This is a genomic window from Enterobacter sp. CFEC122 (genome assembly GCF_052983755.1).
On sequence record NZ_JBRIQR010000012.1, the window covers coordinates 41125 to 61917 of the forward strand.

The 20793-nt window shown below is 43.6% G+C and carries 21 protein-coding genes and 4 pseudogenes; 11 read left to right on the forward strand and 14 right to left on the reverse strand.

Features of this window, described 5'->3' with window-relative positions; translation table 11 throughout:
* The first annotated feature begins 165 nt into the window (after nucleotides 1-165).
* From ACVCAM_RS10490 to ACVCAM_RS10500, 3 genes are read left to right on the forward strand one after another with little or no spacing between them, the layout of a single operon-like run.
* Nucleotides 166-438: a hypothetical protein gene (locus ACVCAM_RS10490; RefSeq protein WP_016246257.1), complete on the forward strand. Its 273-nt coding sequence runs from the start codon at nucleotides 166-168 to the stop codon at nucleotides 436-438.
* 49 nt (nucleotides 439-487) lie between these two features.
* Complete coding sequence (locus ACVCAM_RS10495; protein ID WP_016239769.1) at nucleotides 488-874, forward strand: hypothetical protein; 387 nt, start codon at nucleotides 488-490, stop codon at nucleotides 872-874.
* A gap of 26 nt (nucleotides 875-900) precedes the next feature.
* Nucleotides 901-1221 carry a hypothetical protein gene (locus ACVCAM_RS10500; protein ID WP_016246258.1) on the forward strand — a complete coding sequence of 107 codons (321 nt, stop codon included), beginning with the start codon at nucleotides 901-903 and terminating at the stop codon, nucleotides 1219-1221.
* A gap of 140 nt (nucleotides 1222-1361) precedes the next feature.
* Here ACVCAM_RS10500 and ACVCAM_RS10505 read toward each other — a convergent pair whose 3' ends face one another.
* The gene (locus ACVCAM_RS10505) at nucleotides 1362-1787 is read right to left on the reverse strand and encodes a hypothetical protein (protein ID WP_016246259.1); all 426 of its coding nucleotides are present in this window, start codon (nucleotides 1785-1787) and stop codon (nucleotides 1362-1364) included.
* Nucleotides 1788-2782: 995 nt separating this feature from the next.
* Between ACVCAM_RS10505 and ACVCAM_RS10510 the strand changes: the two genes are divergently transcribed.
* Complete coding sequence (locus ACVCAM_RS10510; RefSeq protein ID WP_032298277.1) at nucleotides 2783-3346, forward strand: helix-turn-helix domain-containing protein; 564 nt, start codon at nucleotides 2783-2785, stop codon at nucleotides 3344-3346.
* 70 nt (nucleotides 3347-3416) lie between these two features.
* Nucleotides 3417-3722: a hypothetical protein gene (locus ACVCAM_RS10515; RefSeq protein ID WP_112016340.1), complete on the forward strand. Its 306-nt coding sequence runs from the start codon at nucleotides 3417-3419 to the stop codon at nucleotides 3720-3722.
* Nucleotides 3723-3895: 173 nt separating this feature from the next.
* Here the strand turns inward: ACVCAM_RS10515 and ACVCAM_RS10520 are convergent, their stop codons facing one another.
* From ACVCAM_RS10520 to ACVCAM_RS10530, 3 genes are all read right to left on the reverse strand, one after another.
* The gene (locus ACVCAM_RS10520) at nucleotides 3896-4171 is read right to left on the reverse strand and encodes a hypothetical protein (protein ID WP_001065761.1); all 276 of its coding nucleotides are present in this window, start codon (nucleotides 4169-4171) and stop codon (nucleotides 3896-3898) included.
* 204 nt (nucleotides 4172-4375) lie between these two features.
* On the reverse strand, nucleotides 4376-4582 hold the full coding sequence (locus ACVCAM_RS10525) for a helix-turn-helix transcriptional regulator (RefSeq protein WP_032298274.1): 207 nt from the start codon (nucleotides 4580-4582) through the stop codon (nucleotides 4376-4378).
* 122 nt (nucleotides 4583-4704) lie between these two features.
* The gene (locus ACVCAM_RS10530) at nucleotides 4705-5559 is read right to left on the reverse strand and encodes a DUF6387 family protein (protein ID WP_016246264.1); all 855 of its coding nucleotides are present in this window, start codon (nucleotides 5557-5559) and stop codon (nucleotides 4705-4707) included.
* 240 nt (nucleotides 5560-5799) lie between these two features.
* Between ACVCAM_RS10530 and ACVCAM_RS10535 the strand changes: the two are divergent.
* Nucleotides 5800-5926: pseudogene (locus ACVCAM_RS10535) on the forward strand (IS3 family transposase); the annotation flags it as partial.
* 66 nt (nucleotides 5927-5992) lie between these two features.
* Here ACVCAM_RS10535 and ACVCAM_RS10540 read toward each other — a convergent pair.
* Nucleotides 5993-6140, reverse strand: a pseudogene (locus tag ACVCAM_RS10540) (ATP-binding protein); the annotation flags it as partial.
* A 186-nt stretch (nucleotides 6141-6326) separates the two neighbouring features.
* Here ACVCAM_RS10540 and ACVCAM_RS10545 point away from each other — a divergent pair.
* The gene (locus ACVCAM_RS10545) at nucleotides 6327-7307 is read left to right on the forward strand and encodes an ankyrin repeat domain-containing protein (RefSeq protein ID WP_232101137.1); all 981 of its coding nucleotides are present in this window, start codon (nucleotides 6327-6329) and stop codon (nucleotides 7305-7307) included.
* 734 nt (nucleotides 7308-8041) lie between these two features.
* Here the strand turns inward: ACVCAM_RS10545 and ACVCAM_RS10550 are convergent.
* Both ACVCAM_RS10550 and ACVCAM_RS10555 read right to left on the reverse strand, forming a co-directional pair.
* Nucleotides 8042-9811, reverse strand: a complete 1770-nt coding sequence (locus ACVCAM_RS10550) for an ATP-dependent nuclease (protein ID WP_016808123.1) — start codon at nucleotides 9809-9811, stop codon at nucleotides 8042-8044.
* 315 nt (nucleotides 9812-10126) lie between these two features.
* Nucleotides 10127-12391 carry an nSTAND3 domain-containing NTPase gene (locus ACVCAM_RS10555; RefSeq protein ID WP_182944990.1) on the reverse strand — a complete coding sequence of 755 codons (2265 nt, stop codon included), beginning with the start codon at nucleotides 12389-12391 and terminating at the stop codon, nucleotides 10127-10129.
* A 329-nt stretch (nucleotides 12392-12720) separates the two neighbouring features.
* On the opposite strand from ACVCAM_RS10555, the pseudogene ACVCAM_RS10560 reads away from it, so the two are divergent.
* Nucleotides 12721-12862, forward strand: a pseudogene (locus ACVCAM_RS10560) (arsenate reductase); the annotation flags it as partial.
* 149 nt (nucleotides 12863-13011) lie between these two features.
* Here ACVCAM_RS10560 and ACVCAM_RS10565 read toward each other — a convergent pair.
* Nucleotides 13012-13668 (reverse strand): alpha/beta fold hydrolase, encoded by a 657-nt coding sequence (locus ACVCAM_RS10565; RefSeq protein ID WP_229837704.1) that lies wholly within the window; start codon nucleotides 13666-13668, stop codon nucleotides 13012-13014.
* Nucleotides 13669-13965: 297 nt separating this feature from the next.
* On the opposite strand from ACVCAM_RS10565, the gene leuE reads away from it, so the two are divergent.
* A complete protein-coding gene (gene leuE / locus ACVCAM_RS10570) occupies nucleotides 13966-14610 on the forward strand; it encodes a leucine efflux protein LeuE (protein ID WP_181631215.1) in 645 nt (214 codons plus the stop codon).
* 551 nt (nucleotides 14611-15161) lie between these two features.
* On the opposite strand, the gene ACVCAM_RS10575 is transcribed toward leuE, so the two are convergent.
* The 3 genes and pseudogenes from ACVCAM_RS10575 to ACVCAM_RS10585 form a co-directional block, all read right to left on the reverse strand.
* Nucleotides 15162-16208, reverse strand: a complete 1047-nt coding sequence (locus ACVCAM_RS10575; RefSeq protein WP_407223811.1) for a bifunctional transcriptional activator/DNA repair enzyme AdaA — start codon at nucleotides 16206-16208, stop codon at nucleotides 15162-15164.
* Nucleotides 16192-16968, reverse strand: coding sequence for an isocitrate lyase/PEP mutase family protein (locus tag ACVCAM_RS10580; RefSeq protein ID WP_407223600.1), 777 nt, complete (start codon nucleotides 16966-16968; stop codon nucleotides 16192-16194). Before ACVCAM_RS10580 ends, ACVCAM_RS10575 begins: the two co-directional genes overlap by 17 nt.
* Before the next feature lie 157 nt (nucleotides 16969-17125).
* A pseudogene (locus tag ACVCAM_RS10585) lies at nucleotides 17126-17323 on the reverse strand (nucleotidyltransferase domain-containing protein); the annotation flags it as partial.
* Nucleotides 17324-17710: 387 nt separating this feature from the next.
* Between ACVCAM_RS10585 and ACVCAM_RS10590 the strand changes: the two are divergent.
* Both ACVCAM_RS10590 and ACVCAM_RS10595 read left to right on the forward strand, forming a co-directional pair.
* On the forward strand, nucleotides 17711-18067 hold the full coding sequence (locus ACVCAM_RS10590; RefSeq protein ID WP_407223601.1) for a hypothetical protein: 357 nt from the start codon (nucleotides 17711-17713) through the stop codon (nucleotides 18065-18067).
* 105 nt (nucleotides 18068-18172) lie between these two features.
* A complete protein-coding gene (locus ACVCAM_RS10595) occupies nucleotides 18173-18733 on the forward strand; it encodes a YceI family protein (RefSeq protein ID WP_407223602.1) in 561 nt (186 codons plus the stop codon).
* On the opposite strand, the gene ACVCAM_RS10600 is transcribed toward ACVCAM_RS10595, so the two are convergent.
* Genes ACVCAM_RS10600 through ACVCAM_RS10610 form a run of 3 tightly spaced genes read right to left on the reverse strand, consistent with a single transcriptional unit; the run spans nucleotide 18725 to nucleotide 20578 of the window.
* A complete protein-coding gene (locus tag ACVCAM_RS10600; protein WP_407223603.1) occupies nucleotides 18725-19516 on the reverse strand; it encodes an anti-sigma factor family protein in 792 nt (263 codons plus the stop codon). The two genes, ACVCAM_RS10595 and ACVCAM_RS10600, sit on opposite strands and share 9 nt — an antisense overlap.
* On the reverse strand, nucleotides 19513-20070 hold the full coding sequence (locus ACVCAM_RS10605; RefSeq protein WP_032675368.1) for an RNA polymerase sigma factor: 558 nt from the start codon (nucleotides 20068-20070) through the stop codon (nucleotides 19513-19515). The genes ACVCAM_RS10600 and ACVCAM_RS10605 overlap by 4 nt, the downstream gene beginning before the upstream one ends.
* Complete coding sequence (locus tag ACVCAM_RS10610) at nucleotides 20051-20578, reverse strand: tetratricopeptide repeat protein (RefSeq protein WP_008502544.1); 528 nt, start codon at nucleotides 20576-20578, stop codon at nucleotides 20051-20053. Before ACVCAM_RS10610 ends, ACVCAM_RS10605 begins: the two co-directional genes overlap by 20 nt.
* Between the last annotated feature and the right edge of the window lie 215 nt (nucleotides 20579-20793).

Genomic DNA, 20793 nt, shown 5'->3' on the forward strand with positions numbered 1-20793 from the left:
ATAGTCAACAAAATATTGATCGTTTATATAGATCGATAAACTAGTTATGATAGTTACAACCTATCAACCAAGATCCATCGATCGGTACAAGCAATTTTACTAAAGCGGATCATTCATCGAAAATGTTCAAAAATACATCACCTTAAATCAGGCCACGGAGTCATGATGGATAGTAAAACGATTAGCTGCCCCTTCTGCTTTACACAAAGCCCGTACGGCGTGCGGATTTGCAAAGGTTGCCATGCAAAAGTGGCCTATGGTGAAAGTCCGCTCAGTGTGGCATTCCTGTTTCAATTCGTGGCATTCGGTCTCGCCTGGTTAGTATTTTCATTGACCGGTAGCACTCCTGTCTCAGTCATTACATTTTTTTCCAGCGTCATTATTCTTATCTGCATAATTAAAAAGAAATATGCAGACAGAGTTGTTTTTATACGGTGATATTAATTTCGCACCACCGCAAACATAAAAAATTAATATGGGAGAACTTATGAACAGATTCATGATTTCTGTTTTTTTTATTTCTGCATTCCTTATTTCTGGTTGTTCAATATCAGGCAACCAGCATCTAAAAAAAGAAACATCACAAAGTCTGCAGTCGAAGATTATCAAAAATAAAACAACGAAATCAGAAATCATTACCGCATTAGGTGAGCCGGAAACCAAAACTACACTTGATAGTGGCAATGAAGAATGGACTTATTCCATGGATAACAATCAGTTTGATGCCACCACATTTATTCCCGTGATTGGACTGCTGACAGGGGGTTCACAGACGCAGGCCAAAACGCTGGAAATCGAATTTAAAGGCGAAACGGTCAGCAAGTGGACGTTCTCTGAAAACAACAGCAAGATGAAAACCGGTCTTATTCAATAACGTACTCTACAGTCTGGGATTATTTTATGAAAACATATGCATTTGCCACACTCATTGCGTCCATTTTTTTGCTGAGTGGCTGTACCGGTGAACCGTCTGAGCAGGATATTTACACTGCGATGAATAAGGTCGTGGAGCAGACGAATGCCATCGTTAAATCCATAGCAGGTAAAGATGTCCCGAAAGACGCACTGCGGGAATTAAAATCTGTCAAAAAGCATGACTGCGTGAAAGTATCGGATAAAAGCTATAAATGCAATGTGACGGCTATTGTCGATAACGAAAAGCGTACTGCTGCTGTAACCCTTGTCAAAACGGATGATGGCTGGCAGGTCGTTGATAAGTAAACCCACCGTAAAACCATCACGACAGGCGGGACACCGAATGGGTGGCCCTGCCTTTTTAATGCCCGGTAATGTCTTGCGGGAAACGACTGCTCTTATGTCACTCTGCCATACTCTGCCTTGCCCGGCGCATTTCCGCTGCCTCACAGCCTTTTCCTGACCACGGATCCTGGTGGTGTATAAGCCAGAGAACGTGCAATGCGTTTCTTTTCATACTGTGCCAGTAAATCAGCATAAATGTGCTCTGCTTCATCCAGATTGCCTGAAATATAATTCACGAGCGAATTCAGGCAATGCAGCAATGTGTCACTGTTAGCGAGTTGCCTGAGCAGAGGGGGCTTCAGGGTAGAAACGACACCCATAAACATCTGCATGATATTATCAACGTGATAACACGAATAGCGATATTGCGCCCGTGAATAAAAATACTTCAGATGATATCCAGCGAAAAGCACATAAAGTTTTCTGTAAAAATTATTGTTATTAACACTGTCGCGATGGTGTGTTATATATTTATCAACAACAAATATAAACTTTTCTTCCTGAGATGAAACACAAATATTACTCATAACCCTCTCCTTTTTTGTTTTTATAATTAAGTACTATCAGCTTTAAAATTTAAATCAATACAAAATTGAAAATATTTTATTTTAAAATGACAACTATTTATTCTGTTAATACTGGAAACAGCTTTCGCTGTTGCAATGTTGAGTCCGATCGATTGCATTACCACTTCCTTTTTTCAAAAGCCAGGTAGTTTCTAGATTTCAGATAAAACCCCTTCAGGAATTTTTTTGAGAGAGTGCTACGCACTGGCTCACGCCCCCGACGACAGATATATGTAGATTATTTTTACCCGTCAGATGAAAACCCAACGCTTAATCCCCCTTGCAGCGCCGCTGAGTGCCCTCAGCACTCACTCGCTGAAGCAGAAAGGATTTTTCCGAAGGGGTTCCGGCGTGAGCCGTATTAAGTTAACGGGTAAATCATGTAGTTGGATCCACTCTTTCGCTAAACTCAGCAGTCTGAATCCTGCGCGAAGCATATTTGTGCTGAGAGCTAAACCCAACTGTCTGAACTCCTGCGCGAAGCGTATTTCTACTGACAGTTAAACACTATAGCAATGTTCTGAAGCCCAGTGGCGCAACACACAGGTGCGCAGGCTTCACTTAAGGAATAATATTACGAAGGAAAATCAGCAATAGCAGTGTTTGTCAAACTGTGTACAATGGAATTTTGTGTCAGTCTAAAGCTAAATTTCGGTTTCTTGTTTCTTTATCACTCTTTTATCTTGCAAATTCAAAAAGAAAATTAATCAATTACATCAACAAGTTAAGATGTAATATTGGTTGTATCTTTCAGAACCAAAAATTATTAAGGACATAACAGGTGATGGTGAAATTTAGCACCCTTCGTAATAACTCTGACAACCCTTAATATTCCACTAAAAAAAATAATCACAGAGCAATAAATATAATATTTTTTAAATTTTTATTACTAAGAATATTGACAAACAAATTTAATATGCCATATCTGTTATCAGAATAATAAAAAAGGAGCCATTATGTCAAACACAAGTGTTATGTTAACTAAAGAACAAAAAGCAATTATTGCAGAAGCATTAGATGTTATGCCCGAAGATCTGGAAGAAATAAAAGTTAAAGCAAGTGCCTGTAAAAAGACATCCTTTCGTGACGATTTTTCGATGGTCTTTAAAGATAATACGGCCACACTCGCCCGAATGGATCTGACACCAACGGCATTCAGAATTGTTCTTTATCTTTTCTCAGCCATTGATTATGGAAATATTATCCCTGGCTTTTCACAGTCACGTACCGCCAGAGAGTTAGGACTGAATAAATCGAATGTTTCACGTGCATTCAGAGAATTATTTGAGAGGAAAATACTGATCCGTAATGCTGAAGATGGTCAGGTTTACCTGAATTCTAATTTATGCGTGAAAGGTATTCCTCATCGTTTCAATGAAGATCTGATGGATAAATTCAGTAAATCAAGACTTGAGACTGAAGACTTTGCCACTTCATTCAACTTTTATCGCGCAGGGCGAAAAACAAAGCCTGTAAAAAAATCCAGAAACAGATATCCAACTGACGGCATTCCATTTTAAAAGACATAACAGCGCTGGTGATTTTACTCCTGACACCAGCGAAAAATTTAACAAAATAAAGGATATCTTTATGAAACAAAGACTCCCTGCTTACCTTCACCAGAATAAATTATCAGATGAACAACGCAATCTGAACAATACTGTTCACAATGTGTTTTGGCTTCTCACATTAATCGCTTCATACACACCAGATAAAAGCACTGTTTACCTGAGTTTTCACCGTGCAACATCCATCGCACAGCAGGAAGAGATACATATCACACCAGCCCGATTTTATCAGGCCATCGATAAACTGATTGATACAAATGTTATTATGTGTACTGAGTTTAAATACCAGTATCGTTTAAACCCTGTATTTTTCAGTTATCTTAAATAAAACAAAGGGCAGAGAATGAAAGTTCAGGATATTCCTATCCTGCCATGCTTGCTATAGCAAAACCACATGACCACTATCAAAAGCACATAATTTTTATATATCATTGCCAGTAGGATTAAAATAAGAAGGTACAGACTTGTGCTGTCTGTACCCATGATAATTTATTACAGACTTTACACCTTTTTACCTGCGTTATTCTTTCTGATAATATTTTTTTCATTGACAAGGTGCTCAATACACATTCGTACTTCATCATTAATGGTAACATCTGTAGCACCCTCGACCAGTATAGAACACAACAAATAAAGAAGGACGTGCTCAAACTCTATCTCTTCGACTGGATCTACATAATTACGATAGGTTTCAATAGCCTCATACAAGCTATCCGGTGAAGTCACAAATGCACATACAAAATCTTTATCTTCCGGTACTCTGATTGAATTATTCATTTTAAATCTCCTGTACTTATTAATCTATAATGTCACGGTAAAAATGCCATCATAATTTTCACCAATGACTATTGTTATTACTTCTTAATACCAAAGCCTGACCTAATACTACTTATAAAATATCAGGCGGCCCTCTACTCATTGTTGAATAGCACCATTTATTTTTACACACCAAATTTAATACACTCATCATTAACCCCGTAATCAGGCTGCATTTTTACGTGAACGCTCAATTGCAGATGCGATCCATTCATCAACTTCGCTTTCGACAAATGCAATTGCACGCGAACCAATTTTTATTGGTTGTGGAAATAAACCTTCGTTGATTAGACGATAAATCCAGGCCTTGCCATAGCCGGTTCTGTTCATAACTTCTGGGAAGCGAATTAGGCGAGTATTTTGATTGTTCATTTTGTTTTCCCTTTGTCGTTGTGATGGGATCACTATACGAACAGTTGGGAAAAGATAGGAGCGAGCTTCCTAACTGCAGGGTTACGGTCTGCCCTGCAGTAGTAGACTTCGGGAATTCGAGATCAGTTAGAATCAGAGAGTTTCATCACATCTGAAACTCTCATGTTTTTCAGGTGGGGATTTCGGTTCATGAAAAAATTGAACTGCCTAATGAAGTCTATCGTTGCAGCTTTCATCGCAAGCGGACGATCTGAGTCTTTAATGTGATACCCTAAACGGGTAGTTGTTTCTTCATCTTCATCAGTATAAAGAAGCCGGGAGAGGCGATCATCTGAGATTCTTAGTTCTTTCCTTTTTGCCCAAAGTAAGATGTCCAGCATCGCAACCAACCTGTAATTTATGATTTTTTTAATGGTTCCGTAGCCGAAACGAACGATACCGGTTTCATTAACTTCCACTCCTTTTACCGATCTCCATTGTGGCAGGGCCGCTTTTATCGATTCGGCTATTTCATCGTCAGTACCACTACCAAGATCGATTTCAAGCAACACCGTTTTCTCACATAAGGGGGACAAGAGTTGTGACACATAAGCTTCGTGATGAGGCGCATTAACACAATATTCATCGTTTCCTTCCTCCCAAGTGAAAAGATTCACACTAAGGGCCATCACACTAAGTTCAGCAAGCCTGGTGATATCCGTGATAAAAATGTGTGGAGGACTGTAGAGAGTATCGTTAACTGTTGGATAATCGAGTTGTTTCCCTTTGAAAAGATGGGGGTTCCCACTGAAAATTTCAGTCATGTACACCCATAGCCCTTTCTTTTCTTCGTCAGTAGGCCCTGGCTTGTACAGAAGCGCTCTTGCCCAAAGTTCGTGATACAAGGCATTTAAACTGATGTCTTCGAGCTTGCGATAGTTATCTATGTCAAGCCAAGCTTTGATTTCTTTAGTATGCTCTGGTGACCAGTTTTTCAAAATTCAAATCTCCTGCCTTCTTAAAGATTTAAGTCATACGAATAGAGTTCAGTTAGTTTGAAAAAACTACCGTATTCACTAATCGATGAAAAGCAGTTCCTGCTTGCACGTTAACCTAGCCAGAAGGAAGTTGAACTGAGAGATTTGTTATCTTTTGATGCAACTTGCCAGGGTCTACGTCCTGTCAGGAGAGAAGAGGCAGGGATATGACCCGACTACGCCCTGCCTCTTACTTTACTCTGGGCGTATCTTGTCGTTGTTCTCGACCTGTTTGCCAGAAAACCCGGTGGGTGGCAATGAAATTCAATTCTCACCTGACAGCAAACTTACCATCAGAGCACTGGAAATGGCTTGGGAGCGCCGGGGGTCAACAACGGGTAAAAAGTGATCCACATACCGCCACCACCGAAGGTCTAATGTTGATCCACCTTGTTTACTCAGGATTAGCTTCAGCGACAACCCCGGCTTTCCGTTTTTGCTTCAGTCGATAGCCTTCTCCTTTTATTTGTACGACGTGTGTGATGTAAAATCCGGTTCAACATTGCCGATATAATGGTAGCATCTCCCACGAAGGTTTGGTCCTATAGTCCGGACGGTAGGTTACAGGCGTAAATTTACTGCAGGTGTTTCTGATGTATCCACGGGTGGTTTGTTGAAATTTTTATTCCGCACATCATGAACACCTTTCCCCAGTTGTTGCATTTCACAGAATTTCTGATATTTAATGACTTAAACATTTTTTCATGGGGGTGTTTATGGACTTAGTCATGTCCTTATTACAAAAGGGATTATTAGAAAAGGCATTAGACCTTGCCATTTCTGAATCATTCTTCAATGCAACGTCGCCTGATGGTATAAAGAATGCTTTAAAAGCTGGCTATGATATTAATGCTGTTAATAATAACGGTGACAATGCCCTTTTTAGCTGCAGAACCCTGGAAGCCATGGATTGCCTGCTAAGTTATGGAATTAATATACATCATATCAACGGACATGGGCAAAATGCGCTCTTTCATCAAAAAAATCCAGAAATACTGAAGAAACTGATTGGACTGGGTTTAGACACCTCGCATACGGATACTAATGGCTACACATGCATTTTTGAACATTACAGGAATGCTGAAGGACTGACAGAATTAATTAATGCTGGTTGTGATATAAATCACATCGATAAAAAAGGAAGAAATATTCTCTTCCTGCCCCTCTCCCCGGAAGTTTTATCCGTAGCAATAGATGCTGGATGCAATGTCAATCAAATTGATCATTCAGGGAAAGGGTTTATTGACAATGTATATGATTATGAATTACATGATATCATTCTTTCGCATATTGATAGATTTGACAGAAGAACGCTGCATGTAGATTTTTGTAATCTCGACTCAGCCTTTTTCTTGTATTACCTTTCTGAACATGGATTCAAAATAGAACTTAATAAAGACCATTTCACCATTAACAGTTACATTGGTGATTATAAAGAAATCTTATCCATACTTGATTTCATCAGTGAAATTCATGATATTCACTTCTATAAATACAAAGGCGGCCCTCTCTATAAAGATATCGACAAGCAAATTGTAAAGTGGATGATAAGAAATAAGCTCTTGGTTGATTTATCAAAAATAAATAAACACAAGGATTACGAAGAAATTAATTCATACAAAATCCGTCGCGAACAGAAAGAAATCTCCAAGCATTTAAAACCTGCTAAAAGTATATCTGTAACAGTTAAAAATGGCGGAAGATTGTGAGAGCTTATATGTGTGATTTATTCGAATTGTTTCAATATACTGCCTCAACATGAACAAAGAAATTCAGCATTAACTATATTGGGAATTACTCTATGAAACGTATGGTGCTAAGGGTCTGACGCCTCTGCCTGATGATGTGGAAGCAGCAGGCAATTTGAAAATATCTGCTCGTTGTTTAGTAAACTTGTCAATCATTACCCAAGTGATATTGGTTATCAGCACTCGTGCTGGATCACGGCACTTCTGAAAATAAAAACTAATGAGGTAAAGAATTGTCAGACGTATTCAGGAACTGCCCGTCGCTGATAGCCAGTATCAATGTCAAATCAGGTTCTGATCTCCTAATCGTGCTCTCGCGATCAGTTTTCATAGAAACAGTATCCTTTATGCTCAGAAAGGCATATACCCCTAAAGTAGCTCAGGTTTATCTGGTTGAGGCTAGGACGCGAAGCCATTGGGGAATCTGAAAAAAGTAAAGACTGTGTGATTTGTGAGCTTGATTGAATGCACTGTGAGCTCCCGCCGCTGGCGATATTGCTTAAACACCACCTGCAAATAGATCGATAGTCCCCACGAAGGAACGAGGGCATATGCCAGCTTACGTTGTTCGGGAACTTCTGCTTAGTGCCAGGAGCGGACGTTACACGTTGTTTCACACTAATCATAGTACTCAATTGAGATAATACATTTTTTATCTTATCCCCTGACTACGTATTATTTAGTCAGGGGAAGAGTCAAATCCATAATATAAAATCTTCCATTTCATCATAGTTCTTAATAATGGCACGGACCTCTTTTTCATCATCGCTTAAGCAATCTAATAAATTATCCCATTCGCTTTGTTTTTTTCCAAATCCGTATACTTGCTCAATATCCCCTGACTTCCAAATATATATTCCATCACTCTTTAATTTATCATGAATTTTTTTGATTGAGGCTTTTACTTCATGATGATTACAGATTTTTATAAAGTCTTTGCTTGAACTGCTTTTTAGTGAGTCTATAGAAATAATGGGGTTAGTAAGTTGCAAGCTTTGTGGATCAGACAAATTGGTTAAAGATGAGAGTAATTCATCGCATTCACTACTTAATACTTCATTATGAGAGGTTGTCAGTAGTATTGATAGAAAATCGCAATCGGCAAGGATTCGCGTTCTTATACCTATTGAATTGATAACATTGGCCATTTTCAAAAGACTGCCTTTGCCATCTACAGCTACAATACTTGTCTTGGTAGGGTTGAGTTCATTGTTTCTAATTTTTTTATAAAGTGCGCATAAAACATTCGTTTCTGTTTTGCCCTCGACTAATAAAACTTCTTCTGAAAATAAGAAAAATGATGAATTAGATAAGGTAAATGCAGAGTGAAGTTGTGGTGAGGATGCCTCATATAATTCTTGTATTTTTTCCGAAATGGTTTTCCGGGCTATAGTACCTTCGGAACTTTTAAAGACCTGTATAGCATTGCAGGCATGTTTTGCTGAGAGCATGCTGGCCGAGTGAGTTGAGATGATGACTTGGAATCCAAGATCGCTTAAAGCAACCAGAGATTCTCTCACAGAGTTTATGGCAGATGGATGTAAGTATAACTCTGGTTCATCAATGAAAATAAGAGTGTTTGATTTTTTTGTATCATCGCTTCTTTTCTTAATATCAGCTAAATATTGAATCAAAGCCATCTGTATTGAACGCTGCGTACCATGGCCGAATCGGCTGATGTCTTGCATTATTGAGGAACCAGCTCGTTCTTCAAATACTTTCAAGGTTCCTGATTTGAATATTTCATCCAGAGTGGGGGTAGGAAAGTGTAGTTTCACACTCACATCGGGGAAAAACTGATTTACTTTCTGACTAACGCCACTGTCTATTTTGTTCAAACCATCTAACCTAGTAGAACCATCATGAGCAAGATATTTACCGATTTCCGAGATGTTTTCAGAGAATTTTACTTCATATTCTTTTTTTATTTCGCTAACAATTGCAGCTAATATTTTCGCGATTGTTGTACCGGCTTTATTTTTGGTTGCATCTTCTACAGCATCAGACATCGCAGGAATATGAATTGGTTCAGGGAAAAGATTCGAGATAGCGCCATCGATTCCACCAGGATTTTTTTTCCATGTGGTACCATCAAAAACCTCAAGTGTTTTTTTGACTTTTAACTTATCACCATCAACAACTTCTCTGTCCTGCTTTCTTGCAAACCTCAAAGTTTTATCTATGATGAATGGTGCAATTTTTTGCTGATTTTCTTCGCTAAGTAACGTCAGGGTATCATCAGTAATCCCTTCAATGACTCCCTCTACTCGCACTGGATTTTGTGGGTCGTACATATCAGCATCGCTTAGTAGGGAGCCATCTAAGAGCCATTTTATAGCCAATATAATATTTGATTTACCTGCGTTATTATAGCCGACCAATGCTGTATATGGCCTTAGAAAAGCTTCGGTGTATTTGCAAGACCTGAAGTTAGTTATTGATACTTTATTCAATCGAACTGTCATTATATTATCCTTGTTCTAATCTCATTTGGGTCTAACCAACAGTTGTTTCATCATAGTTTCTGCTTGAACTTTATCGATAATCTAACTTCGCGACCAAGGATACAATGAGCTGAATCACAGCCCGGTTAAAACGTCTGTTTTTCGCTCACTGCGGACCTTCAGCTCAGTCAGAACGTCCGCTTCGTGCCAGGAGCGGACATTGCTAAGTTCGGAACGTACTAAGCGTAGGGGCAGGTCAGGCTGGCCTCCGGTGGTCTGCGCATTTGTGCAATAATATTTTTCATGTGTGGCCAAAAGGGTGAGTTATGAAATTAGTTAATGTTTTTGAAATAAATCGTTTATATAGCTTTCGCTATGTTCTTTTTCATCTCTGTGGCTATGGAAGCGATCTCTTTCATCCTCATCATAATCGTAAGAGTCATAGAGGTGTGTAGACGCATCAACTTTACTATACATATATTCAATTTCATTGTCCTCAAAGGGCAAATCGTATTCATTAATTAAATCATGTAGCATGTCATATGCAATGTCATCAGCTTTAGATCTTTCGTCATAATCTAATGATTGAATTTTCCCTGTTCCAGATAAATGTTCGTCATAATTTTCATGCCAATATTCTTTGATATGTTCCATTAGTTCATGAGTAACTTCCTCTCCTTTTATTGCAGGTCGAAGATTGATTAAGTGTGCTAAGGGGAGGTAATCGTCATGGTTGAGGGTATATCTCCAACTAGACCTCATGGCATAATTTATAAAGTCAGAGATGAATTGATCTGAAAATAGACTTGGAGCATTTTTTACAGCCCATAACACGCACTCCCCAACTTCGTAATCGTAAGTGAGATATTCTTCTTCAATGTTTAAAAATAAGCTTGGGTACACCATTCTATTTTTATTGGTGGAGATTAGATTGGAATGTATGATCGAATGAAGGAGATGAATTGAGTAATCATTTAAGCATTTAAGATCAACAGCATTGAGTACTGACTCAAGCACTGAAATAAATACATCAGCACTGATTTTCCTATTGCTGTGCAAAGAGAATAAAGTGTTAATTGATTGATTTGTCTTAAGGGCTGAAAAGTAAAGTGCAAGAGAGGTTTCATCAGTAGCATAGCGATTGATGATATAGTCAGACACCGATGGGTTGAATGGTGTCAATCTTATCATTACATTTTTATTTAGCTGTGTCAGACTTCTATTAAGTGTTGATTTTATTGACTCTTTTATGTATTCATCTATTTTATTTACTTTGGAGTGAAAGTTATTTTTATATTTGATATTGAAAACACGCTTTAATGAATTTTTACACTCCCGTTCTTCCATGTTATTAGCATTAAAAACAACCAAGCAAACTAGATCAATGACTTCCTCACGTGTTTGATTATTGAAACAGTGCGACCAGATCATTTCTGGATTGTCTAATGAATTTTCGATATACGACCAAAAATTCGAACTGTCGATTCCTGATATTCTGTCGCTATCTGTAATAAACGATATAAGTCGTGGGTTAAAGTTTGGATGATGTATTATTTTCCAATAATTACGATTATCATAAAAAGTGTCAATGTACTCCTGTGGTAATGAACTATGCCAAACATGATTGTAAAGTATATCAGCCTTTTCTATATCAGTAAGATCTGATACATTTATCTCAATTTCTTTTTTTCCAATTTTTTCTATATTAAATATCTCACTGAGATTTTTAGCTCTGTTTAATATGTTGGTTCTTGACGTCAAAATCATCTTTTTGTTTTTGTCGGTAATGATTTTTTTAATAAACTGAACGATTTTAGAATCAGAGTTTCTAGTGAAAATTTCTAAAAGAGTAGCGCCGAGAAAATCATCAAAATAGAAAAATTGCTTTCTCTCTTTTAAATATATAGATTCTATTTCTGAAATTGATCCTTCAATGTGGTAAATTTCATAGTCGCGATTACAATGCATGAGCATCACTTGTTTTGCAAGAGTGGTTTTACCAACGCCAGGCAAACCAGTGATGATTACAACTTTGTTTTCATCTAAAATCTCTAAAGCTTTTTGTAATTGCTTGGTTTCGATGAATTTGTATGATTCTTTTCTCGCATCTTCAATCAGAAAGTTACTATTTTGAATTGCAGCATTATTTAGCAGACTCATTAAAAAATTTGTACTGGAAAGCCAAAGTTTGTAATGGTTCCGTTCTGTTTCGGGGTAAAGTGCTAAAAGATCATTGAGATGCTCAGGACCAATGATGTCATTATTGCTTAGAATGTAAGGGTTAAATAAATCGAAGATTTCTTTTTTATTAGCAGGGGATAAACCAACGCTTGTGATGAAAATGTATCGATTAGGTTTTAAGTTTTTAACTTTTGCAACTTCTTCGCTTTTAAGTTTACTTAATAATCCACTATAACCAGTTTTAACATAGTGTTTAACTTGGATTATTACTTCGCCAGAGTGATAAAAACGACCATCAATCCCACCATCTTTTCCTGATTTAAAACGCTCAATAAGCAGATTTTCTCTCTTGCTTAAGAGGTCCGTAGCTAGTCTTTCAAACTCTTCATTATTGAGTGCTCTAAAATCATAGTTTGTCATTGGAGTTCTTAATAAGTGGCTGAAAATGAAAGCAATGTTACATGGTGGAAAAATCAAAAAAAAGTGGAATGATGATAGATTGTTATATTCATAGAGTTCATAAGGATTAAATTGTGATTTAGTGCATGATTTTGCGCAAAATTGCACAATTTTTCAAGGTAACTAAAAGTTGTGCCGCGTCGTATATGGCGCAGCTTTGCTGCCTTTCAGAAAGAGCACAAAAATGGGGTCGTAATGTGCGCAGGCGAGGCGGGGGAGCAAGCGCGCGCAAAGGTGGACAGGTCACTGGTTCACTGCATTGAATGACTCTGTACCTCCGCAGACCTGCATTAGTCGTTACGCCGCTTGGCACTCGTCTTTGCCGCCCTTCAGAATATAGTACTGGATATTCTAACGGAAGGTCAGAAAGGAGCGTTTACCAAAGAGGATGGCGAGAAGGTCATTGACGAAACGGGGAAGCGGGTTAAGTAATCTGCCCACTTCAGAATATCGGACGCCTGTTTACACTATGTGGGCGTCCGGTTTTCGCTCACAGCAGACATTCAGTTGCATTCGTTCGTTCGCTCCATGCCAGGAGCGGACATTTAAAAAAAACGCGACCAGGTGCTTAGTTCGCAGTTTCAAAGGTCTTTTTTATTGAGCCATACGTACATGAGTTGGGCCAATTCATACGGTTTCTCCAGAGGAATAAGATGCCCACAGCCGTCAATATAAACAGCACAGGTGCCGGTTAGCTTGGCCAGTTCTTCTGCCTCCTCTTTTGAACGCAGCCGGTCATGTTCAGCTGCAATGACATAGGTCGGGCATGAAACTGGTTTTAACGTTATTCGCTCACGGTTTAGCCCTGACTGGACACTGAATGCATGTGCTCCCAGCCTTTTTCCCATGTCACGGATTTTATCAATAAGGGGCGTATTATCGGCAAGATCAGCGTGAAGCGACTTTCTAATTGCCATGGTGCTCAGTCCACTGAATGCTCTGGAGGAATGAGTAACCGCAGTCGCTATGCGTGTTTTTTTCTGCTCTGGTGAATCTTCTCTGAGAGAGGTAGCAATGAGAATCATAGCCGCTGTCCGTTCCGGAAAAGCTTCATAAATAGCTCTGGCTACGTAGCCACCCAACGAAAAACCTGCCAGAACAAAACGCTCAGGTAGTTTCTGGGCTATGTTGGCGGCAATATCCTGGATTGTTGTTCCCCCATTCAGGCTCACAGGAATAAAGCGTCTACTATCGGGAAATGCAGCGATAAAATCGTCCCATAATGTTTCATCAAGCATAAATCCTGGAATGAGTACAACAGGGAGGTTCTCTAGGTTATCCGGCAAGCTCATTTCTTGACTGCGGCTCCATTGCTATGGTTTCAGAATTGATAAACATAGCCTATTGCGGAGCATGAATACATTGCCACCTCGTTGAAGTCCGCTTCTCGCTCGTAGCAGACATGATGGTCACGCATCTTGTCCTCTGCGTGCCAGAAGCCGACGTTGGTTGAATAGAAAGTAGCTGCGATGTGTTTTCATTAACGCTGGCTACGTTAGAATAGCCTCGTTGAAAACGAATGAACTGGAGTGAAAATGTTTGCTGATTTTGGTGTCGTGAATTTCTGGACGTACCTGCTTGGTGCGACGCTGATAGTCCTTGTGCCTGGTCCTGAAAGAATGTTCGTGATTAAAACGAGCATTACCAGCGGCATAAAGCGGGGCTTCGCTGCAATATTTTCGATTCTGCTGAGCGACGTTATTCTGGTTCTGTTGGCATGGTGTGGGCTGGCGGCGGTCATAAGTTCAACCCCAGCCTTGTTTAACGCCATCAAGTACGCAGGCGCTGCTTATCTTTTCTATCTCGGTGTCCAGACATTACGCGCTATCTTTAAGCCGGCTGTCGAAACGAGTGAGGAAAAGAAATCTTCAGCTGATGCCGGGGGGATCATCGGACGCGGAATGTTGGTTACGCTATTGAATCCGAAGACGCTGCTGTTCTATATCTCTTTCTTCGCCCAGTTCATCAATGTTCAGGCTGAACACTCCTGGATGGCGTTCATCATTCTGGCAGCAGTAATGTTCGCAATTACTCTCGTTTATTTCGGCTTTCTCGTTTTCTGTGGCTCTTATCTGCTTAGCCGTCTTAAAGGCAACCGACGTCTTTCTGCAATCGGAAACGCGCTGGTAGGGATGTTCTTCATTGGATTTGCAGCAAGACTCGCAAGCGCAACTTCCTGAATGGATAGTTAAACCGCCGTGAGGCGGTTTTTTTACGTTCTTCCTGGGACGGGACGTCAGCTCCTCGCTCATAGCAGACATGAATACTCTGCTGATTGGCCGCTCCGTGCCTGAACGGGCGAGGTACACCATCTACTCAAACGGACAAGTTTATGGATCACTACAGTATTTGAGATAGAGCAGTTTTTATTGACCCCCTCAGTAATCAGACGCTAAATATCCCGCCACACTTACATTTAGTATGCCTATAGAGGGTGTTATTTTGAAGTCGCTAGGCATGTTGGAACCATGCGAGGTACTGTGGTTCTACTTTATGGTTCCTTTTTGGAACCCATAAAGAAATTAATTTAAACAAAAACATTAAATATCAATACACTATGATTAAAAGTACAGGGACGCCAGCTCCACCAAAATTCTCCATCGGCGATCACCAGAGTCGACTGATGAAGTCCTGAAAGCCCGCACGGCGCAAGCACTGCGGGCTTTTTTGTACCCTCAACATGTCCCGCGAAGTCCGTAAATTTTCCCGGCGACACAGAAACATCACGCCATTAAACATTATTTCTCTCATGCTCAATGAGCCATTCTTTGCGTGAAATCCCCCCTCCGTAACCTGTCATCGCCCCATCTTTTCCAATTATCCTGTGACAGGGGATGACAATCGCAATCCGGTTGGCACCGTTAGCGGCAGCGACGGCGCGCACAGCATTTGGCTTATTAAGCCGTAGTGCAATGGCCTGATAGTGTGAGGTCTGTCCATAGGGAACAGCACGCAACGCATGCCAGACGGATTGTTGAAAATCACTGCCCGGAGCATCTAAAGCCAGATCAAACTGTCGGCGCGTTCCGGCAAAATACTCGCCGATCTCTTTTACTGTCTGCCGGGTATGGCTGTTTTCGCCGGTGACGATTCTGGCGTTAAATAAACGCTGAATATCGCGGAATTCTGTTTCTAACATCCGGCGATCGGTAAACTCCAGCAGACAGACTCCCCACTCTGTCGCGCAGACAAACATCGGACCAAGCGTCGTGGTAAACCGGTGAATGACTATCACCTGGGTTGCCTGAGTCGGCGCTGCGCCAGTAAGCCGCTTGTAGGTATAACCAAAGCCGCTAAGCGATTCATAGCCATTGTCCAGCGCAACGTCAGTCGCCGGTCGTCCACTTTTTAGCTCCTGCAGGGCAACGTTCACCCGCTGCATTCGCTGGAAAGCCTGAAAAGTAATGCCGTGATGTTGCAGGAACCAGCGCCTTACCCGCTCCGGGCTGATGCCATGCTGACGAAGCTCCGCGTCTGCTACACGGGATTTGATATCGCGCCTGACAAGCGCAAGTGCCTGCTCAACGAATAATGGCGCGCTGTGTGCATTTTCCGCAGGTCTGCAGACCTTACAGGGACGAAAGCCGTCCGCCAGGGCAGATTTGGCATCTTTATAAAATTCGACATTTTCGCGTTTGGGCTTTCGCGCCCGGCATACCGAAATGCAGAATACGCCCGTGGTTTTGACGCCAACAAAAAACACGCCAGTGTAGTCTGAAGCACGTTCAAGTAATGCCTGATACCAGATATCGCATAAATTCTTATCGGTTATTTTCATCACCAAAAAGCCCTTCAAACGTCTGACGAGATCGGATCGCATGCATGACATCAGTCAGCGTTGACTGCATCGCTGAATGAACAAAATTGCCCATTGAAATGGGGCTTACCCCTGCCCGTTTCAGCCTGTCAAATGACGGAAGATCGGGCATACACATGACATTCAAAGGCAACCCCGTTGCCTCTGCAATGAGGCTGATGTCTTTCTCTGACGTCAGGCAGGGAACAAAAAGGCCGTCAGCACCTGCAGCTTTATAGCGTTGACCCCGTGATATCGTCTCCTGCAACGCGTCTTCATGCCCGAGCAGGTACGTGTCAGTCCGGATGTTCAGAAACAGGCTGTAATTTTCGCTTCTCAGCGTATCGCATACTGTTCTCAGGTTACGGGAAAAATCAGAGGCATCGTCAAGCTGACGAACCCCGTTTATGACTCGGCTGTCTTCGAGATTAACGCCTGCGACGCCTGTCTGAGCAAGGCGCCGCAGATTGTCTGCTATCTCTTCGGCTGAATCACCATACCCTGCTTCCATGTCAACGCTCAATGGCAGGCTGCTGGCAGCCCGGATCCGGGTGACCATATAAAATAACTCATCAAACGGCACTCCCTGCCCGTCGTCATATCCCAGTGTGGACGCTATAGCTGCACTGGACGTTCCCAGAACCTGGTAGCCTGCTTTTTGCGCTGCGACAGCACTGGCGGCATCCCAGACGTTGGCGATAAGAAGAGGCTCATGCTGATAGTGGCGTTCGGCAAAGTTCATATTCATATCCTCTCGATAGATTGAAAATGAATCTAAGCACTCAGGAAGAACCTCACAACCGAAATTCAGACGACCATTTTTTAGCAAACGTCGTCTGAACATGGGGGCGGAACAGACCAAAACCTTTCAGGCCCGGGCTCCGGCTTTCAGCATGGCTAAGCAGACGAGGTTCTCCCACATGTTCCCCGGTGAAAGCATGGAGCAGGTGACCCAGTGTTCCGGCGAACACAATACGCTGAGCCATGATTTCGTCATAGTAGAGAGGGTCTACCACAACGACAAAATTAAGATCGGAGTATTGATCGAACCCGCCATGAACAAGCGAGCCGCCAGCGAGAAGGGAGTGAATCTGCGATCATTCCACCACAATCACTACGTCCAGCCCTGACAGAGCTCATTCATCTTCTCGCTTGAGAAGCTATCCTCTCCCTTTGACCAACATCAACGACACCGCCCCTCCCCCTATGGAGAATAAAAAAAACACCCCTACCCAGCGCTACGGAATAGCCGCTTAACCCGGAAGGAACGCCACCATGTACAGACCCATAACCGTCATAATATTCATTCTCCTGACGCTCGCCGCCCTCGCGGAAATAGGCGTATTATCCTTTGGATAATCCTCAGGCGAAATACCTCTCATCAGGGCATGTTGATCTCATTACAGTTTTTTCCTAAAGCCATCCCGTTTCGCCTGTGCCATGCTGAATCACGCTCATAACCGATAACGTTAAATGAGGATATTATGAAAAAAACAATTATCGCATTATCTGCCGTTCTGCTGGCTTCCCCAGTATTTGCTGCGACCACACATGCAACTGACGATACCGTCGCGGCGGCGAACGCAAACGCCAACGAGGCGAAGCAAAAACTGCACGAAGAGCAGAACAAAGGTGAAGAGCTGAAGCTGAAACAGAAGCATGCTGCGGAAGGTAAAAGCGAAAGCTTTGGCAGCAAGGTCAGCGAAGATTCCCAGGAAGCCTGGCATAAAACCAAAGAAGGCACCGAGAAAGGGTGGGATGCCACCAAAGAAGGCGCGGAGAAAGGCTGGAACAAAACCAAAGAAGGTGCCAGCGAGCTGGAAAAGAAAGTCACTGAGTAATTAGTTATCCTCACGAAAAGGTCGCACTTGCGGCCTTTTTTATTTCTTCGAATATAATTAGCACCTCAGGCGTTTACGCAGTGCGCACTTATCGGAGAAACCACTATGTATCGCCTTTTGGCCTTTCTGACCGTTCTGCTGTTATGCCCTTCCCTGCATGCTGCCCCGAAAAGCTACCTTATCGACACCAAAAACACCGCCATTCGGCTCTCGTGGCACGCCTTCGGCGGCATCCTCTCCTGGGCGACGTTCAGCGGCGTGACGGGTGCCGTAACGCTCAATCCGGATAACGACGTTGACGACCACATCCACGTCACCATTCCCGTGGCCACCCTGGTGGCCTCAAACACGCTGCTCACCTGGCAATTAAAAAGCGACATGTTTTTTGATGCGGAGCACTACCCGACCATCGAGTTCATCAGCTCTCGCGTGGTCGACCAGGGCGCCGGACGGTTCAGGGTGTTCGGCACGCTGACCGTGCGAAACATTGCCCGGCCGGTGATCCTGGAGGCCGCGGTGAAAGACCCGCATGCGCAGGCCCCCACGCTGGACGCCACCACGGCGATCTCGCGCGCGTCCTATGGGATGGATAAGTTTGCCCTGGTCGTGGACGATCGTATTGCCATCGCCATTGCGATACAGACTAACAAGGTGCCGTCATCCTGAGATCACGCGCTGCAGCCGCTCAGCGTTTCCCCGCAGGTGAGACGGCGGGTTGCGGCCAATCAGGACAAACTGATAGCCCGCCTCCTGCCACCACGCCAGGTTCATGCTGTGCCGCTGCTCCTGTTGGAGCGAGACCGTCGTCTTCTCATCAACAGGCGAAATACAGAGGGCCATCGGGCCGTAGTCGGCGTTGATCCAGGCTATCTGCGCGATAGACGTCGTTTCATAGCGCAGCATGCGCACCATTTTAAGCTCTGCCCCCTGCAGGGTAAGCTGCGACAGGTTTAGCGTCATGCCGATGTCCTGCGCGGCCCGTTCCAGCCCGCGCTGCAGAACCGGCGTTGCGCCGTCCATATCCAGCAGCGTCTCGACGCTGTACAGGGACATATATTGCGCTTCGAGGTCGCGGATATGGGCGTTCTCATCCGCAGGCGCTGCTGAGGGACGCAGCAGATACCCCAGCCCGGAACCCACCAGCAAAAAGCTGGCCGAGGCGGCGATCAGCGCCCGTCGGCTGACGCCAGCCGCCGTCGAGACCTGCGGGTCGGGAAGTGCCGCGAGACGCGCCTGCATCCTCTCAAGAGGTGCATCATCCAGCAGGGAGGCAAACGCCCCGGCGTAATCCTGGCTGCTTTTCATCAGTTCGTCGGTTCGCCCGGCGAGGCGTTCGTCACATTTTAACTGTTCTTCAAATAACTGCGCGTCGGCGCGGCACATCTCGCCATCTATCCAGGCCACGATGGCGTCGTCGTTATAGGGCGGTGCAAAACGGTGCGCGTTCAAGAGCGTTTCTCCTTTACCGGAGGCAGTGCGTCAGCGGATTTGGCAAGCCGAGCCCGCGCCGTCGCCAACCGGCTCATCACGGTACCGATCGGCACCGCCAGGGTCTCCGCCGCCTCCTGGTAGGTAAAGCCTTCGACATAAACCAAAAATACCGCGTTGCGCTGGGCTTCGGGCAGCGCATTAACGCGCTGCATCACCTTCAAGTAATGAAGGCGCGTCTCATCCTGTTCGCGGGTGTCGGGCGCCAGCAGCTCGTCGCTGGGGACAAATCCCTGCCCCTGGCGAACGTGTCGTGCCCGAAGCTCAGAGATCCAGATAGAGTGCAGGATCGCGAACAGCCACCTGTCGATGCGCGTGCCCGGCGTATACTGGCCGCTTCTTTCAAGCGCGCGCACGCAGGTGGACTGAACCAGCTCTTCGGCGATATCCCTGTTTCGCGACAGCACCAGCCCATAGCGCCAGAGGCGCGGCAGGTGTGCGGCAAGCTGTTGACGAACCTCACGGGTTGCGATGGGTTTTCCCTCCACGAGAAGATCAGGATTCCGGGTGTCCATTAATGGCGGCCTGCAGGTCACGGTACTCCTCGCAGGACTGGCCACAGATTCCGGCAATGACCTTCAGCTGTTCTTTCGCGAGGTCGGGACGTCCTTTCACCATCCACGCTTCACCGAGATACTCCCGGGCTTTGGCGTAATCCGGGGCGATAGCCAGCGCACGCTGGTAATAACCAATCCCTTCGTCCGTTCGGCCCAGTTTGCGCGTGGCGAACCCGCGATAGTTCCACGCTTCAGCCGTGTTGCCATTTTTCAGCGAATCCAGCAGGTTCAGCGCCGCCTGGTACTCGCCTTTCTTCGCGAGATGGTACGCATAGTTGGTTTTGTCCTGGTCGCTGAGGCTGCTGCTCTTGTCCGGCACGCATTTCTGCGTGGCGCTGTCATACACCTGTCCGGAAGGACAATCAGGCGTTTTGCTCTCGGTACTATTATTGCCCATGGCCAGCGCCAGCGGGGACAGCAAAGAAAAAATCAGCACCGGGATCAAACGAAACGAGGTTGTGCGCATATAAAACTCCAGGGTGAGTGGGGAGTGACGTCAGTAAACGTCCGGGTGAGGATTTTTATTCATTCTTCGGTGAATTTTTTTCTGTCCTAAAACCCTGCCTGCACTTCAGTTGTAAAGGTAATAAACCAGGTTATTTTTTGTTTTCTCGTTATTATTCCTTGCGCCTATTAGCAGAGTTTTAACCCTGTACAAGAATATATTTCATTACCTAAGTG

Coding starts and splice junctions, on each gene's coding strand:
- ACVCAM_RS10490 (WP_016246257.1), top strand. CDS start 166: ATGGATAGTAAAACGATTAGCTGCCCCTTCTGCTTTACACAAAGCCCG.
- ACVCAM_RS10495 (WP_016239769.1), top strand. CDS start 488: ATGAACAGATTCATGATTTCTGTTTTTTTTATTTCTGCATTCCTTATT.
- ACVCAM_RS10500 (WP_016246258.1), top strand. CDS start 901: ATGAAAACATATGCATTTGCCACACTCATTGCGTCCATTTTTTTGCTG.
- ACVCAM_RS10505 (WP_016246259.1), bottom strand. CDS start 1,787: ATGAGTAATATTTGTGTTTCATCTCAGGAAGAAAAGTTTATATTTGTT.
- ACVCAM_RS10510 (WP_032298277.1), top strand. CDS start 2,783: ATGTCAAACACAAGTGTTATGTTAACTAAAGAACAAAAAGCAATTATT.
- ACVCAM_RS10515 (WP_112016340.1), top strand. CDS start 3,417: ATGAAACAAAGACTCCCTGCTTACCTTCACCAGAATAAATTATCAGAT.
- ACVCAM_RS10520 (WP_001065761.1), bottom strand. CDS start 4,171: ATGAATAATTCAATCAGAGTACCGGAAGATAAAGATTTTGTATGTGCA.
- ACVCAM_RS10525 (WP_032298274.1), bottom strand. CDS start 4,582: ATGAACAATCAAAATACTCGCCTAATTCGCTTCCCAGAAGTTATGAAC.
- ACVCAM_RS10545 (WP_232101137.1), top strand. CDS start 6,327: ATGTCCTTATTACAAAAGGGATTATTAGAAAAGGCATTAGACCTTGCC.
- ACVCAM_RS10550 (WP_016808123.1), bottom strand. CDS start 9,811: ATGACAGTTCGATTGAATAAAGTATCAATAACTAACTTCAGGTCTTGC.
- ACVCAM_RS10555 (WP_182944990.1), bottom strand. CDS start 12,391: ATGACAAACTATGATTTTAGAGCACTCAATAATGAAGAGTTTGAAAGA.
- ACVCAM_RS10565 (WP_229837704.1), bottom strand. CDS start 13,668: ATGCTTGATGAAACATTATGGGACGATTTTATCGCTGCATTTCCCGAT.
- leuE (WP_181631215.1), top strand. CDS start 13,966: ATGTTTGCTGATTTTGGTGTCGTGAATTTCTGGACGTACCTGCTTGGT.
- ACVCAM_RS10575 (WP_407223811.1), bottom strand. CDS start 16,208: ATGAAAATAACCGATAAGAATTTATGCGATATCTGGTATCAGGCATTA.
- ACVCAM_RS10580 (WP_407223600.1), bottom strand. CDS start 16,968: ATGAACTTTGCCGAACGCCACTATCAGCATGAGCCTCTTCTTATCGCC.
- ACVCAM_RS10590 (WP_407223601.1), top strand. CDS start 17,711: ATGAAAAAAACAATTATCGCATTATCTGCCGTTCTGCTGGCTTCCCCA.
- ACVCAM_RS10595 (WP_407223602.1), top strand. CDS start 18,173: ATGTATCGCCTTTTGGCCTTTCTGACCGTTCTGCTGTTATGCCCTTCC.
- ACVCAM_RS10605 (WP_032675368.1), bottom strand. CDS start 20,070: ATGGACACCCGGAATCCTGATCTTCTCGTGGAGGGAAAACCCATCGCA.
- ACVCAM_RS10610 (WP_008502544.1), bottom strand. CDS start 20,578: ATGCGCACAACCTCGTTTCGTTTGATCCCGGTGCTGATTTTTTCTTTG.